The 14,492-nt window shown below is 67.3% G+C and carries 13 protein-coding genes and 1 pseudogene; 8 read left to right on the forward strand and 6 right to left on the reverse strand.

The annotated features are described in order from the left end of the window. The 6 genes and pseudogenes from ACGFY5_RS43810 to ACGFY5_RS43835 form a co-directional block, all read right to left on the reverse strand. Positions 1-503: pseudogene (locus ACGFY5_RS43810) on the reverse strand (MFS transporter); the annotation flags it as partial. A 24-nt stretch (positions 504-527) separates the two neighbouring features. After that, positions 528-1,163 (reverse strand): 3'-5' exonuclease, encoded by a 636-nt coding sequence (locus tag ACGFY5_RS43815; protein ID WP_392730881.1) that lies wholly within the window; start codon positions 1,161-1,163, stop codon positions 528-530. 70 nt (positions 1,164-1,233) lie between these two features. Next, positions 1,234-2,451, reverse strand: coding sequence for a helix-turn-helix domain-containing protein (locus ACGFY5_RS43820; protein WP_392730883.1), 1,218 nt, complete (start codon positions 2,449-2,451; stop codon positions 1,234-1,236). A gap of 306 nt (positions 2,452-2,757) precedes the next feature. Beyond that, entirely contained in the window at positions 2,758-3,447 is a 690-nt protein-coding gene (locus ACGFY5_RS43825; RefSeq protein WP_392730885.1) for an HAD family hydrolase, read from the reverse strand. After that, the gene (locus tag ACGFY5_RS43830; RefSeq protein WP_392730887.1) at positions 3,444-4,016 is read right to left on the reverse strand and encodes an NUDIX domain-containing protein; all 573 of its coding nucleotides are present in this window, start codon (positions 4,014-4,016) and stop codon (positions 3,444-3,446) included. Before ACGFY5_RS43830 ends, ACGFY5_RS43825 begins: the two co-directional genes overlap by 4 nt. Then, on the reverse strand, positions 4,013-5,182 hold the full coding sequence (locus ACGFY5_RS43835; RefSeq protein ID WP_392730889.1) for a hypothetical protein: 1,170 nt from the start codon (positions 5,180-5,182) through the stop codon (positions 4,013-4,015). The genes ACGFY5_RS43830 and ACGFY5_RS43835 overlap by 4 nt, the downstream gene beginning before the upstream one ends. Before the next feature lie 514 nt (positions 5,183-5,696). On the opposite strand from ACGFY5_RS43835, the gene ACGFY5_RS43840 reads away from it, so the two are divergent. The 8 genes from ACGFY5_RS43840 (at position 5,697) to ACGFY5_RS43875 (ending at position 14,481) form a co-directional block, all read left to right on the forward strand. After that, positions 5,697-6,308 carry an HAD-IA family hydrolase gene (locus ACGFY5_RS43840; RefSeq protein ID WP_392730891.1) on the forward strand — a complete coding sequence of 204 codons (612 nt, stop codon included), beginning with the start codon at positions 5,697-5,699 and terminating at the stop codon, positions 6,306-6,308. Further along, a complete protein-coding gene (locus ACGFY5_RS43845; RefSeq protein WP_392730893.1) occupies positions 6,305-7,300 on the forward strand; it encodes a glycosyltransferase in 996 nt (331 codons plus the stop codon). Before ACGFY5_RS43840 ends, ACGFY5_RS43845 begins: the two co-directional genes overlap by 4 nt. Positions 7,301-7,385: 85 nt before the next feature. Further along, positions 7,386-8,531 carry a hypothetical protein gene (locus ACGFY5_RS43850; protein ID WP_392730895.1) on the forward strand — a complete coding sequence of 382 codons (1,146 nt, stop codon included), beginning with the start codon at positions 7,386-7,388 and terminating at the stop codon, positions 8,529-8,531. A 9-nt stretch (positions 8,532-8,540) separates the two neighbouring features. Next, positions 8,541-9,551 (forward strand): phosphotransferase enzyme family protein, encoded by a 1,011-nt coding sequence (locus tag ACGFY5_RS43855; protein ID WP_392730897.1) that lies wholly within the window; start codon positions 8,541-8,543, stop codon positions 9,549-9,551. A 151-nt stretch (positions 9,552-9,702) separates the two neighbouring features. Further along, on the forward strand, positions 9,703-10,692 hold the full coding sequence (locus ACGFY5_RS43860) for a Gfo/Idh/MocA family protein (protein WP_392730899.1): 990 nt from the start codon (positions 9,703-9,705) through the stop codon (positions 10,690-10,692). After that, entirely contained in the window at positions 10,689-11,765 is a 1,077-nt protein-coding gene (locus tag ACGFY5_RS43865) for an aminotransferase class I/II-fold pyridoxal phosphate-dependent enzyme (RefSeq protein WP_392730901.1), read from the forward strand. Before ACGFY5_RS43860 ends, ACGFY5_RS43865 begins: the two co-directional genes overlap by 4 nt. Next, complete coding sequence (locus ACGFY5_RS43870; protein ID WP_392730902.1) at positions 11,762-12,553, forward strand: hypothetical protein; 792 nt, start codon at positions 11,762-11,764, stop codon at positions 12,551-12,553. Before ACGFY5_RS43865 ends, ACGFY5_RS43870 begins: the two co-directional genes overlap by 4 nt. A gap of 14 nt (positions 12,554-12,567) precedes the next feature. Further along, positions 12,568-14,481, forward strand: a complete 1,914-nt coding sequence (locus ACGFY5_RS43875) for a polysaccharide deacetylase family protein (RefSeq protein ID WP_392730904.1) — start codon at positions 12,568-12,570, stop codon at positions 14,479-14,481. Positions 14,482-14,492 lie beyond the last annotated feature (11 nt).

The raw sequence follows: 14,492 nt of genomic DNA on the forward strand, positions 1-14,492 counted from the left end.
CCGACCGCCGAGGTCGTCCAGTTCACCGAATCCAGCCGCGCGTTCGCCACCACCCGCGACTCAGCGACCACCGCCGACTTGACGAAGGCCGACCCTGCCGCGGCCGACGCGATCGCGCAGGTCGTCACCGTCGCCGCCACCACGCACAAATGCAGAAACGTGAGCCGGCCGACCACCGCTACGAGCGGCACCGAAGACAACGCGATGAACTGCGCGACGTCGGCGACGATGAGCGACCTGCGTTTCTCGCCGCGCTCGATCACCGCCCCCAGCGGCAGCGACAGCAGCGCGCTGGCGACCGAACCGACCACCGCCAGCAGCGACACCTGCCACGGACCGGCATGCAGGACGACGATCGCGACGAGCGGAAGAGCACCCGCACTCAGCGCCGAACCGGCCGCGCTGACCGTGTAAGACTGCCAGAACCGAGTGAACGAACGCCCGAGTCCCCGGCCAGCGGACCTGCTGGTGGTCTGTGCGCTGCGGGCGGTTCGCAGGCTCACCACGCGCTCGTCGGCCGGCGATGGTTAAAACAGTGCATCCTGGACCGGCGCTTCCTGCGGCCGTCCTGCATCGCTGCGAGCGACCAACTGGGCGATCGTTGGGGACTGGTTCGGGCACACCCTTGTGACCAAAGCTGGGAGCAGCAGCGCCGCGGCCGTCGCGTCCCACAGCGCCCGATGCGGCTGTCCGACCGGCACCACTTCCCGGACTGCCTGTCCGAGGCCGAGCGCGTTGACGACGTGCTCCAGCCCCACCGGTCCAGGCAGGCCCGCGGCGCGGGACAGGCGCAAAGTGTCGATCAGGCCGGCAGCGCGCAGACCCGGGATGCGCCGCGAGAGCAGAATCCAGTCGACACCGACGTTGTGCCCGACGATCCACCGGCCCTCGAGCATGCCAGCGACGATGCCGGCGATCGAGTTCCAGCGGGGCGCGGTCGCCAGCGTGGTATCGGTGAGCCCCGGAGAGATCCAGGGACGTCGGGGCACCGGCCGGTCGAGGTTGACCAACGTGCTGTAGGCCTCGTTCACGTTCGGCGCCGGGCCGACGAAGGGCACGACGGCGATCTCCAGGATCGCCTCACCCGCGCCGTCCTGGGCTCCAGTCCCCTCCAGATCGACGGCGGCCAGCGGTTCGGCATACCAGGGCAGGTACTCCGCCAAGTTTCCTCCGCAAGTCGATCGGCCCGTCGTCGTGTCAGCGCTCCGGGCGCCATGGGTCTTCGTCGTCGGTCTAATCGTCGACGCCGACCCAGGTGGCCATCTCCCGCAACGTTCCGGATGCGTGCCGTTCAGCGTGTGCGAGAGCGTGCAGGGTCTCGCGCACCATAGGGTGATTTCGGGTCTGCTGCGGAGTTGCCCTTCGGGCGAGCAGGAGTTCCTCCAAGGCTCGCGCACGGTCGCCGTGGTAGACGGCAGCACGGGCAGTATCGATATGGTGATGACCGATGCGTTCCGGGGCGGTGTAGTCGGCCGGCGGGCGCACATCGTCGGCCGCCTGAAGCGCTGCTGCCCCATCCTGAAGTTCGACTGCGAGCCCGACGCGCCAGATCGCCACGTTGGTTTGCCCGAACACGAGCCTGTAGTCGTCCCGTTCGGGAATGTCGAGTCGGCTCACCGCGTCAACGGCTTCCCGATGATGCGTCCACGCGGTGGCTGCGTCTCCGGCGCGAGCCGCGATCAAGCCGGCTTTGAGATGCAGATTGCCCCAGACCGCCCAAACCACCGGGCCGGGATCTTTACGGCTCACCATCGATTCGACGTCGGCGATCGCCGCGTTCACGGTGCGGCGTGCGCCCGTCCATTCCCCAACAGCGGCCAGCTCGCCGGCGAGCAAGTAGTCTCCGACGCGTTGCGCGAGTCTGTCGCCGCTCTGCTCGGTTGCCCACATATACCGATCGGTAGTTACCTGCGAGAGGTCACCATGGCCGAGCCTCCACACCAGTTGTCCAGCCGCGGCATAGGTCTCGGCGAGAAGGCCGTAAGCGGCATTGCGGTCGGGCCCTGGAGCGAGATGATGCGCGGCTGAGCGAAGCTCAGCGAGGAGCCCCGGTGCGACTTCGCCGAGAGTGGTCAGGTCCGATTGGTGGCGGGCCGTAGAAAGCATGGCTACCGAGGCCCGCAGTTGGCGCAAAGGGCGCGGCCGAGGATCGTCGGCCGCGGGAGGCAGCCGGTAGGCGGCCAGTTCTCGGCGCAAGGGTGCGAGAGACTGGTGGCTGAGCACGTCGGCGGCCTCGTCGCGATAGGGCTGGCCGGTCAGCCGTGACTGCGGGACATCGAGAGCCCGCGCCACCGCAGCCAGGAAACCCGGCGAGGCCGGGACCACACCGCGTTCCACCTGCGACAGCAAACTCGTTGACACGTTGGCTCGCCGAGCGAGAGCTTCCTGCGTCAGGCCGTAGAGCGTTCGGATCACCTTGACCTGCGCGCCCACCCGATCGTCGTCGTCCATCGCGGTCTCCATTCATCTGGACCCGTGCGAGGCCCATCTCCGACGGCCTACCACCCAAGCATGGCTGGGTGACCGTTTTCCTGGAACTGGCCGCCGGCGCGAAAGACGATTTTGCGAGTGTTTTGCGAGTCGGCTGTGCGGCTTCCGGGCCACTGTCTGTGACAGCGCCGAACGGTTCAAGGCCGCATGGCTGGTTCCCGCGTTCACGAGCTGACAGCAGCGGGGGCCGCCGCAGCACAGGCGTCATCCGGCGTGCTGTGCTGCGGCTTCCGTTACCGGTCGTCGGAGATAGCCATTCCTGACTGATCAGTCCTGCAGTTGCTCCGTGATGGGAGGAATGCCTAGATCGAGCGAGTGCCACAGGCGGACATCCCGTAGCCCAGCCACCACCAGGTCGCAGGGAAAGGCCAGGGCATCATTCGGCGGCATGCCGACGACGTATAGCCCGGCGGCTGCCGCCGCAGCACCACCAGCGGGTGAGTCTTCTAACGCGACCGCTTGCCGCGGATCGACGCCGATGCTTGAACAAGCCGCGAGATAGATATCGGGGGCGGGCTTAGCCAGGACGACATCGTCGCTGCCCAAGATCGCATCGAAGACCGACAGCTCAAAGAACCGGCGGAGGTACCCGCGGACCGTGGCCGCAGGCGCATTCGAGGCGACAGCGAGAGGCCGGGCACCGGACAGAGCTCGAACTAGGTCGATCGCGCCGGGCATCGGCTCGAGTTCCTCGCACAGGATTTGTTGGACGATGCCGTAGGCCTCCGCCGCCAACGATGAGGCGGAGGCGCGATGATCGAGCAACTCGGCCAATCGGAGCCCGACCAGTTCCAAGGGCAGTCCGGTGAGGAGGCGGATCCGGGTGGGGACGACCGCAATACCGTAGCGCTCGAGCATCACCGTGAAGGCGCAGGTCCACGCCGCTTGCGTGTTGACGAGTACGCCATCGCAGTCGAATACGACACCGGCGCTGCCCGGATGCCGCTGGACGTTCACTGGTGACCGTCATTCCGCAGGCGCATCCGGCCGTCGTGGAGGTTCTCGACGCCTTGGGCTTGATGTCCCTGGGAGACCTGCTCAAGGGTGTCCGCGCTCACCACCGAGATCAGGTATGCGGCGGTCATCCGGGTGCCGGCAAGCATCGCGAGGTTCCCCATGCTCTCTCTTGAGGCCCATCGGAAGACGAGTTCTGCTGTGCCCGCAGGATCGTCCGGCCGATCCATCCAGGCGACATACTGGTGGTCCTCGTGAATATGGGGCTCCGGGGCATGGTTGTCGGCAGCTACCGGGATGCGGACGGTCCACCACGGCCTGGCCATCTGCGGATGCGGATAGGCGGCGGGCAAATCCGGGCCGGGCGGCGGTAACAGTCGTGCCGCCATGCCGGTCTCCTCGCGCGTTTCGCGGAGAGCCGCGTCCGAAGGTGGTTCGGCCTCGACATGGCCGCCGGGGATCATCCAGCACGTGAGCCGCGGATGCCAGACCAGGCCGATGAACACGGTCCGATCAATTTCGGTAAAGAGGTAGACCGATGCAGTCAGATGGATAACTCCCGGTTGCATCATGCACTGTCCCGCAATGCCCGAATCTGATCATGGAAGGCGGCCGCGTCCGGCAGCGTCGGGTAGCGGCGGCGAAGCGCTTGGTCGAGTTGCCGCGCCTTACCAGTAACGGCCTTGACGAGCCGTCCGCCCGCCAGAGCATCGCGGCCGGCGTCGATGGCGACGAGCGGCTCCCCCAGGGCGGTATGCGCAAACGCGAGGTCCAGCAGCGCGATGGAAAGGCGCGTCGGAGCCGCCGTCGTCCGGTAATGGCCGATCGCCTCGTCCGCTGCAGCGCGGGCCCGGGCCGCGTCGCCCAGCCGGACGTAGGACGAGGCGTTGTAAGCGATGATTCGCGCCGAGTCGACTGCAAAAAGGCCTGCGCTGGCGATAGGCAGTCCATCCTGGAGATTGCACACGGCGGCCGCAGCGGCGGCGTAACCCTCAGCGTTGCCCAGGAAGGCGTGCGCCCGAGCAATCTGCGCCGCCATCCGGACAGCAGCCGCACTGCCCCGGGGTGCTAGCGCCAGCCCTCGGGTAGCTCCCGCCAAAGCGTCGAGAGGTCGGCCGTCGTAGAGCGCATGGGTGGCGAGGACATCCTCGGCGTAGGCGCTCACCTCGCGTGCGTCGGCCTGTCGGCCATGTGCATTGGCGTCAGCGGCGAACGCCCGGACCGCGGCGCGGTCACCGAGGTCGTGGGCGAGCCACGCCAGAATCACTGACAGCATGCCCGCGTGGCGGGCCAGCTCCCGGCCTTCGCGCAATGTGTGGCGGCGATGATGCAGCAGCTCGAATGCCCGGTGGCGATGTTCTGCGGCGACGGGCCACAACTGCCGAGGAGAGCGGCTGGAGTACACCGCGCCCAACTGCTCCACGGCAAGGTCGAGATCAGCGAGTGCGTCAGGGGACAGCTCGGAGGCCATCGTCTGCCGGGCATAGGCGGCCGCAGCATCGGCGGCCGCACCGTGCGATGTCGCGAACAGTGGGGCCAGTGAGGCCGCGCCGATGATGCTGAGGGCTTCTCGTCGTTTCGTGTGATCACCTGCCGGGTTGAGCGTCGCGCTGGACGGGTCGACCTGGACGAGCGCAGAGGCGGTGACGTCGGGAGGGGACCGGTCGAGGCCCAGGTCTGTGGCGGTCAGCTCGCAGCCGCACAGGCGGCTTACGGTGGCCGCGATCAGGCCCGGCATCGGCGGGTAGGGTCGCTCGCCGGAGTTCACCCAATGCCCGATGCGGGTGCGGTCCGGGCGGAGGTCGGGTCGGCCGGCGTCCCGAGCGGTTTTCCAGAGCTCCTGCGCGAACTCTGCGTAGCTCAGGTGGGTTTGGCGGATCCAATAGCGGAGTTTGTCGTTCGGAGGGTGACGCACCGATCGACTGCCCACGGGTGTCCCATTTCCGCGCCACGTACAGCGCGAGCCGGGAGCTGACTGACCTACCGTAAGGTCTCGAATTCATACCGTGAAGTAGGTAAGTCCATCCGCCACAGCACCGTGGCGCGTGCGCCACGGTCGTCGCGAGTGTGGCGCGAATTTCGCCACGCCGATTCCTCTGGTGCCGCCACAGGATCCTGCGGTGTGCTCAATGTGCGAACGCAACCCCTCACCGGTAGCCGATGCGACAGCGATCCCAGCTACGACGCAGCCTGCTCGGTCATGGTGGTGAGGAGCAGTCACCTTCCGCTGAATGGAGGGACGGTGCGCAGTCATGTCCGAAACCATCGCTAGTGCACTGATCGATACGATCCTGTGCGATGTGGGCGGAGTGATCATCGGCTTCGATCCCGCCGTAGCCACCGCGATCGAGGCGCGGCACGGCCTTGAGGCCGGCACGCTGCTTCCGCAACTACTGAAGTCCGAGCCGGCCCGCCGGGCCACTGCAGGCGCGATCAGCCTGGACGAGTGGCGGCAGATTGTGGCCACGAAGGTCGGTGATCAGCCCGTTCAGGAGTGGCTGGACTACCACGGCGACGTCGACGCCGCCGTCGTTGATCAGCTCAAGGCGCTGAAGAATCAAGGCTTCCGCGTCATACTGCTCTCGAACGCGAGCACTCGTCTGTGGGACGATCTGGCCTTCCACGGTCTGAACGGGCTCGCCGACGAGGTGCTGTGTTCGGCGACGATCCGCCAGGTCAAACCCGACCCGTCGTGCTATCGGTACGCCGCCGCCACAGCGGGCTTCGCACTCGAACGCGCTCTCTATGTCGACGACACGCCCTCGTGGGTATCGGCGGGCGTCGCTGTCGGCCTGCACGGTCACGTGTTCAGTTCGGCGCAGACACTCCGGGACTGTCTTCTCGCCTGCGGCCTGCTGTCATGAGCGGCTCCTCGACCCGGCGCGATGAGCCGGCCGACACCGAGATCAGCCTGGTAATCGCCACCGGCCGTGAATACGGCTGTGAGCGGCTGGTCCGCGCCGTCGAGCGACAGCTCCAAGCCGTAGGCCACACGGCCTACGAGATCATTCTCGTGCTGGACGGCTGCCCGCCGTACCGGTGGCTGGACCCGGCGGACCGCCGGATCACTGCCATCGTATTACCGGAGCGAGTCGGCATCGCCCGAGCCCGGACGGTAGGAGTGCGGGCGGCTCGAGGGCAGTTGCTGGCGTTCCTTGACGATGATTGTGTGCCAGCCGAGATGTGGCTCACCGAGCTGCTTCGGCTCAGTCGTGAGCACCCCACGTCCGTGGCGTTCGGCGGGAGAGTCATCGGCACCGCGCCGCGGAACCTCTACTCACAATTGCGCGACGCGGTCTACTACTACGAGACATTCGGGCCCTGGTACACCGACTCGAGCGCCACTACCGACGTCCTCGGCGCGCCTTATGTCAATGGCGGAAACAGCGCCTACCGCCGTGAGGCGCTGCTCAGCGCTGGCGGGTTCGACGAATTGCTGCCCGCCTACAGCGACGTCGAGCTCGGGCGACGCATGAACCTAGCCGAACGTGCCGTGCTCTCGCCGGGAATGGCGATCCATCACGACCATCCGAGCGACTTCCGGCAGTACCAGCTGCGCTGCTGGCGCAGCGGCCGGGCACGGGCGCTGCTGTGGGCTCACCGCGGCTACCGCCAGGACCGTCCGCGTGCGGTCCTGAGAACGATCGTGATCAACCTCGTCTGGGCTAACGCCGCTCGGCGGCGTCCTCGAATCGCTGCTCCGCCGCTGTACGTAGTGGCGGTGCTTACCTGCCAGGAGGTCGTGCATGGAGCCGGCTACATCTACGCGCTTGTCGGTAGCGTCGCTCGCCGCCGGATTGCTCGCCGGAGCGCTGCTCATACGTCGGGGCGTGGAATGGCGGCAGATACGCCGTAATGCAAGACGACCAACTGCGTCGCCGTCCCAGTCGGCGGCTTCGGCCGCGGGTAGGTGCCACGTGGTTTGCGTCGTACCTCTCTACTTGGAGCAGGATCTCGCGGCCGACACGGTGCGGTTCTGGCATGGGATCGCACAGCTGGAAGTCGTCGACCGGATTTTCCTGGTCACGACGGCGAAGGAATCCGCGGACGCAGGGCAGCTTGCGACCCGCGACTTGGTCGGCGCCGAGCTGGCACAGCTCGGACAAATTCCTGACCGGTTCGAGGTTCTGCACTGTGAACAGCCCGCGCAGTACCGCGCGGCGCAGCTCAACATGGCCGTCGAACACGCGCGGGAACGCCTCACGCCGGCCTCGGCTGACAGCGTGTGGGTCGGGGTCTACAACGCCGACTCCCGTCCGGATCCCCGCACGTTCACTGAGCTGCGCCAAAGGACCACCGCCGAGCCGGATACCCGGCTCTTCCAGCAACTGGTCGATTACATCGTTCCCTCGCGCGGACCCACCGGACTGGTCGCGATCGGCAACGCGCAGCTGCAAACGTGGTGGACCCGGTCGCACTACGCCGCCCGCAATGCGCGGGGGCATTCGGGCCGCACGGTCTGGTCCCGGACGTCGCCCTACTCGACGTTCGGGCACGGAGAATTCGCCCGTCTGGACTTCCTCGACCATATCGGCGGATTTCCCGACTTCGCGTACGCCGACGGGTTGCTGCTGGGTTGGATCTGCCGACTCGCGGCCGAACCCATTGGGTTGCTTGCCAGCCGGGACGTCGCCGAAGTACCCAGGTCAGCCGCTGATCTGGTCCTTCAGCAGACGGCGTGGCTGCGGGGGCTGCTGAACTTCGATGCCACCGCCGAGTGGTGCCGCCAGCAGGGCATCCTGCGACTGCCTGACGGAGAAGTGCGGCTGCTCCACGCGCAGCATCTGGCGATTCCGGTCGGGTGGGGGCTGAGTACCCTGGCCGTTGCGACAGCCCTCACATCGGCCGCGTGTCGGATGAGGCGGGGGCGGACTGCTGCGTACCATCTGGCGGTGGTGACAGCGTTAGCGGCATATCCGATGATTCCCGCGCTGGTCCCCTTTCGCGAGCACCCGTACGGGATCGCGGCGGGCCGACGGGTTCTGGGAGCATGTGCCTCGTGGTCGATCGAGGGACTGGCGTTCTGGCCCGCGCTGCGTAGCCACCTGGCGCGCGATCAGCAGGCCCCAGCGAAGACTCCGCGGTAGGAGGTAGGCGTGCCGGCCGACGACCAGGACCAGCTGCTGCGCGAGGCGCTGGCGACCGTGGCAGGTCAAGGATGGTCCAGCGCGCCCTACCGGTTCAGTGCCATCGGTGGCGGCACCCAGGCCAACGTCTGGCGTGGGCATCCCACCCGGCCCGATGCGCCCGAGGTCGCGGTCCGGTTGACGCCCAAGCCTGCCGAACTGATCGGCCGCATCGCCGGGCTGGTGAACGCCATCGATAGTCTGGAGCGCCCCGAAACTCTCGCAGTCGCGTCGCTCGAGTCCACCACAGGCCGTCGCGGCACCGTGCACGTCTGCACCTGGATCGGCGCAGGCTCGGCGAACCGCCGCGATCCTCATGGTCTGGGACAGGCGATCGCCCGGCTTCACGACGAGATGGCCCGCGGCGGCACCGAGTTCGCGGACCGACGGTTGAGTTTTGAACGCGGTCCGATACCCGCCGCTGATCAGGAACTGCCGGCATGGTTCGTAGCCCGGCATCTGTGGCGTGACCGTATTTTGCCGCGGTTCGTCGATGCGGATTCGTCGGCCCTGCGGATGCAGCCGATCCACGGCGATTTGCATTTCGATAATGTGGTCACCGGAAGCGGCGGAGCAGCATTCGGCTTCATCGACTTCGACAAACTCATGTTCGCCCCACCGGTGTTCGACCTCGCGAAGCTGCTCGCCACTGGATTTTTCCGGGTTGTCGGAGAGACCGGTTCAGTGCGTTTCCAGCGCACGCACGCCATTGAACTACTCGGTGGATACCAGAGCATCCGGCCCCTCACCGACGCAGAGATCGCCGCGATCGAAGGCTTCGCGGTCATCCTCAACGAGGAGATCGCCCGCCTGGGTCACGTCTACGACGTCGCTGGGTACCGCGCGCAGGCCGACGCGGTAGGCGGCTGGTGGAGTAACCGGCGCCGCCGCAATCCCAGTGATCCGCTCGGCATCCGTACGGCCACCGCGTCTCCGGACCCCCGAGCCACTACTACGCCAGAACAGCTCACATTTCTCTGACGCATTATTTATCTGATGCTAGTGCTTTCGCTGTGATTTGTGACTTAAATCGGCACCTGTAATTCGTTTCCCGGCGGAGCCGTGCCATTCGCGTCTGGCCCGCTGTCACGTCATCCCTTTCTTCGTCACACTTGCGCGGGAACGGAGTGCAATGCGCACAGTAGTTGTGGGCTGCGGAAATCACGGCGGGGAGACGCTGCTCCCCGCGGCCTGCTCCGCTGGAATCAGTATCGCTGCTCTCGTCGACCAGAATCTCGATCGAGCCCGCCAGCTTGCCGAGCTCTGGATGATTCCCCAGGTCTACGGATCGGTCGAGAATCTGGATCCGCGTACCTTCGACGCGGCGATCCTCGCCTTACCCGTCACCGAACAGGCCGCTCACACCAGCTGGGCGCTCTCGCATCACCTGCACACCTTCGTGGAGAAGCCTCCCGCGCCCCACCCGGCCAGGCTGCACGAGCTGGTGGAGCAGTCCCGGGCTGCCAGCGTCGTGTGCTGCGTCGGAATGAACTACCGATGGGCCGAGGGAGTCCTGCGGCTCCTCGCTGCTCTGGAGTGCGGTCACTACGGCACGGTGAGCTACGCCCGGGTCGAGCACATCGCCCGCAAGCCGATCGAGCCGTTCGGATCCGATCTGTCCCTGGAAGCCAGCCTGTTCGCCGCTCAGGGCATCCACGCCATCGACCTCGGGCAACTGCTCCTCCCCGACAAAGCAACTGTCTCCGGTCAGATGGTCGAGGTCCGCCGGGGTCGGCTGTGCGCGATGGTCGCCGAAGGCCAGGACTCCCCGACGCGCCTGGAAGTCCAGTTCGGATCCTGTGCCGCTGCGTTCTCTCACCACGTCGAGGTCATCACCTCCCACGGCGACATCCTGCAACTGCGCAACCTCGCGGAACTGGTCCACCTGCCCAACGGCGCCGACCCGCACGTCTCCGAGTACCCCGGCGCGCGCGTGCTCTGGCGCAGCTCACCCACCACGGTCGGCTACGCCTCGGCCGGCTACGGCCCCGAGCTGGACGCGTTCCGGAGCACGGTCGGCGGCGGGCAAGCCCCACGACTGGCGACTCTCGAGGATCTCCTTCCCGTCTACGACGCCTTCGGCGCCCTCCTGGACGCGGAGGGTCTGCCGTGGACAGCTTGACGAGGAGCTACCTCGAGCAGGCCATCGACGACGGCGGCAGCGGCAACGCCGAGGTCGTGCGGGTACTGGAGCAGCGCCTCGCCGAGCTGGTCGGAGCTCCGTACGCGCTGTGCGTCTCCAGCGGAACCACCGCGCTCATCAGCGCCCTGCGAGCCCTCGGGGTTCGCCCCGGCGATCGCGTCGGAGTCTCGTCCCTCGGCCCAGCGATCACTGGACTGGCCGTCGCGGCCGTCGGCGCGACCCCGGTCTTCCTAGACTGCGCGTCACCCACCTCCTTCGGCCTGGCCGCCTCCGCGGCCCGCCGTGCGAGCCGCGACGGCCTGTCCGCAGCAATCGCGGTTCCCATGTGGGGTTACTGGGACGAAGACCTGAGCGTCCTGACTGACCTCCGAGCGGCGGGCATTCCGATCGTGGTCGATGCCGCACAAGCACCGTTTCTTCGCCTCCGCCAGGGGCTTGCCGACGTCGTCGACGTCGTCTGCCTCAGCCTCCACAGCCGCAAGCCGCTGCGGGCCGGCGAAGGCGGCGTCTGCCTGACCCAGAACGGCCGCGTGGCGGAAAAGCTCCTGGCGCTGCGCAACTGCGGCCAGCAGACGCAATTCACCGGACACCGCCTCGATCCGACCGGTCCCTTCGGACATCACTTCGGGATCAACCTCAAGATCAACGCGCTCGGCGCCGCCTGGTGCCTCGCGCAACTGGACAACCTCGGTGCCATCCATCACCAGCATCAGCAGCTCCGCGAGGTCGCTCGGCGCGCCTTCGATGCCACCGGCGTCCGCTGGGTCGAAGCCAATCAATCCGCCGACGTCGAGCGGCACGGCGGTTACGGCCTCGTAGCGCTGTGCGAGGAACCCGTAGAGGCCCTTCGCATGACCACCGCGCTGACCGCCGAAGGCGACGTGGAGATCGACACCCTGCGCTACCGCTACGCACCGATGGACCGGGCGCGCGTTTTCCAGGCTTCCGCGGTGGCGTGCCCCAATGCCGTCCAGCTCACCACCACGGCGGTCGCCTGCCGTCTGCAGGCCTTCGCCGCCCTCTCCTCGAACACCCGGAGCGTGAACTCGTGAAGATCGGAATCATCGGCATGGGACACGTCGGCTCCAGCATGCGTGACCTGTTCGGCGCCCACGCCGAGCTCATCACCTACGACCAGGCCGACGCCACGCCTTACCCGCACGACGAACTCTCCACCTGCGACTTCGCGATCATCTGCGTCAACACCCCACCGGGCCCCGACGGCACCTGCGACACCTCCCGGGTGGTTGAGGCCATCAAACAACTGCCCACCGCCCGGATCCTGATCAAGTCCACCGTGACGCCCGGCACCACCGACCAGCTGATCACCGATACCGGCAAGGACATCTGCTTCAGCCCCGAGTACGTCGGCGAGAGCACGTACTACAACCCGGTGTACGCGCAGCCGGACTCGGTGCCCTTCATCATCCTGGGCGGCCACCCCGCCGTGCGCGGCTGGTTCGTCGACGCGCTGCTGCCGATCCTGGGCCCGACGAAGACGTACTTCCCGTGCGCCGCCATCGACGCCGAAGTCGTCAAGTACATGGAGAATGCGTTCTTCGCCACCAAGATCACCTTCGTCAACGAATTCCGGCGCATCTGCGACGCCGTGGGCGCCGATTGGCACACCGTGCGCGAAGGCTGGCTCCTCGACGAACGCGTCGAGCCCTCGCACACCGCAGTGTTCGCCACCGCTCCGGGGTTCGACGGCAAATGCCTGCCCAAAGACCTCGCCGCGATCGTCGCCGCAGCACGCGGGGCCGGCTACCAACCGCACCTGCTCGCCGAAGTCCTGGCCAGCAACAGCCGGTTCCGCTCGGCCAGCCATCAGCCGGCATAGGACGGTGCGCCCCGATGACCGACGCGGCCATCGTCGTGGCGGTGAACTACCACCGCATCGGCAGCATCGATCCGGCCAACCCGCTACACCGGCTCCACACGGTGTCGCCCGAGGTCTTCGGCCAGCAACTGGACTGGATGCAGGAGCACGGCCAGGTCGTCTCGCCGAACCAAGTGCGCGGATGCGATGGCCTGGGTGACCTCAACTTCGTCGTCTGCTTCGACGACGTCCCGATCTCCGCGCTAACCGGCATCACCGAGATGCAGCGCCGCGGCCTGCCGCTGACCCTCTCGCCGTGCGGCCAGCTCGCCGAGCACGGCACCGGCACCCGCGACGCCGTGTACGCACTCGAAAAGTTCCTACCCGCCGAAGACCTCGCCGACCACGTCCACACGCAGCTGCCCGCACCGCCCGGCCGAGAAGCCTCCTTCTACCACCTCACCAAGAGCGACGGCCTCGACCCGCAGCTGGTGCGCTCAGCACTGATCGAGCCGCTGCTTGCGCGTCTCGATGCTCCTGCCCGCGACTGGCTGACCCGCCGCGGCTACCTGTCCTGGCAGCAGATCGCCCAGCTCACCGACGATCCCTTGGTCACCGTCGCCAACCACACCTACCGGCACGACAATCTCGCGGCACTTTCGCGTGGCGCATTACGCGAGGAAATTCAGGGCTCGCACGCCTTGTTCGCCGACCGCTTGGGGCAGGCCGCCACCTACTTCACCGTGCCCTTCGGGCGATTCACCCAAGAACTCGCCCTTGACTGCGTGGACATCCTCGCTGACCTGGACTACCGCGGGATCCTCTGGGTCGGACAGGCCGGACTCCGCGTGCACGGGCCCTACCGCCATCGGATCCTGCACCTACCTCGGCTGCACGCCAGCACCACCCTCGGCGGCTTCGCCGACCAGGTGCGAGCCGCCAGCAGGACAGCGACCCGAGCGCTGATCTGGCAGGTTCCCGCTCAACCTCATCACGATCGGGTGGAGATCACCGGCCATCGCGACCCGCGCAGCCCCATGCGGGTCGAGATGGTGCTGCGCCAGGGCAAGGACTATGCCTCCGACCCGGCGTTCTACCGCTACCAATTCACCGACAACCCGTATCGCGGTGAACGCCCCGACTTTCACGCGGTGGAGCACGCCGGGCGTATCGAGGCGATCGCCTACAACTTCCACACCTCGTTCGTTCTGGAAGGCCAACACGTTCCCGGGGTCTACCTCTCCAGCTGGAGAAAGCTCCCCCACGCCCGCCCCGGTGCCGCGGCACTGCTGCTGCGCACCATGCTCGACCGCGAACCAGTCGTCGGGGTCTACCGTCCCAACCCCGAAATCGTCGCGGCGTTCACGGGCTGGTGCCGGGCCCGCGTCCACGACCTTTCCATTCCTGTCGCAGCCACCGGCAGTAAGCCGTTGCCCATCACCTACCGCACCGAGGAACACAGCACTTACCCCGAGGACATCACCGGCCTCTGCATCGCATCCGCCCGAGCAGCCGGGTTCACCGTCGCCCGCGACAGCGTCTACCACCGCTGGCGCCACGACAGCTATCCCCTGGCGGCCGTCACCTACCTGGCGCTCTACACCGGTCGGCTCCTCGCAGCGGTAGCCGTCGTGCTCCACCGCCCCGGTGCCGTCGCGATCGCCGACTTCCACCTCAGCATCGAGGACGCCACTGAGCCTCTCATCCAGGCAGTTCTCGCGTTCGCCCAGCGCCGTGGCATCGGCACGGTGACCTGGGAGACCAGCAATCCGCACGTCATCGCGACCGCTGGCGAGCAGTTCGGCGCGACCGCGACGCCGTACGACAACTTCTACCGCTTCCACCCGGAGCTGCTCGCCGCAGCCGGCGTCGAGGAAGGCATCGCCGACCGCTGGGCCGGCTGGCCACTTCACGAAACCGCGACCACCAGCGACGTGCTACTTCGGTAGCCGGGAGGCAC

It is taken from the genome of Cryptosporangium sp. NPDC048952 (genome assembly GCF_043197895.1).
GTDB lineage: Bacteria > Actinomycetota > Actinomycetes > Mycobacteriales > Cryptosporangiaceae > Cryptosporangium.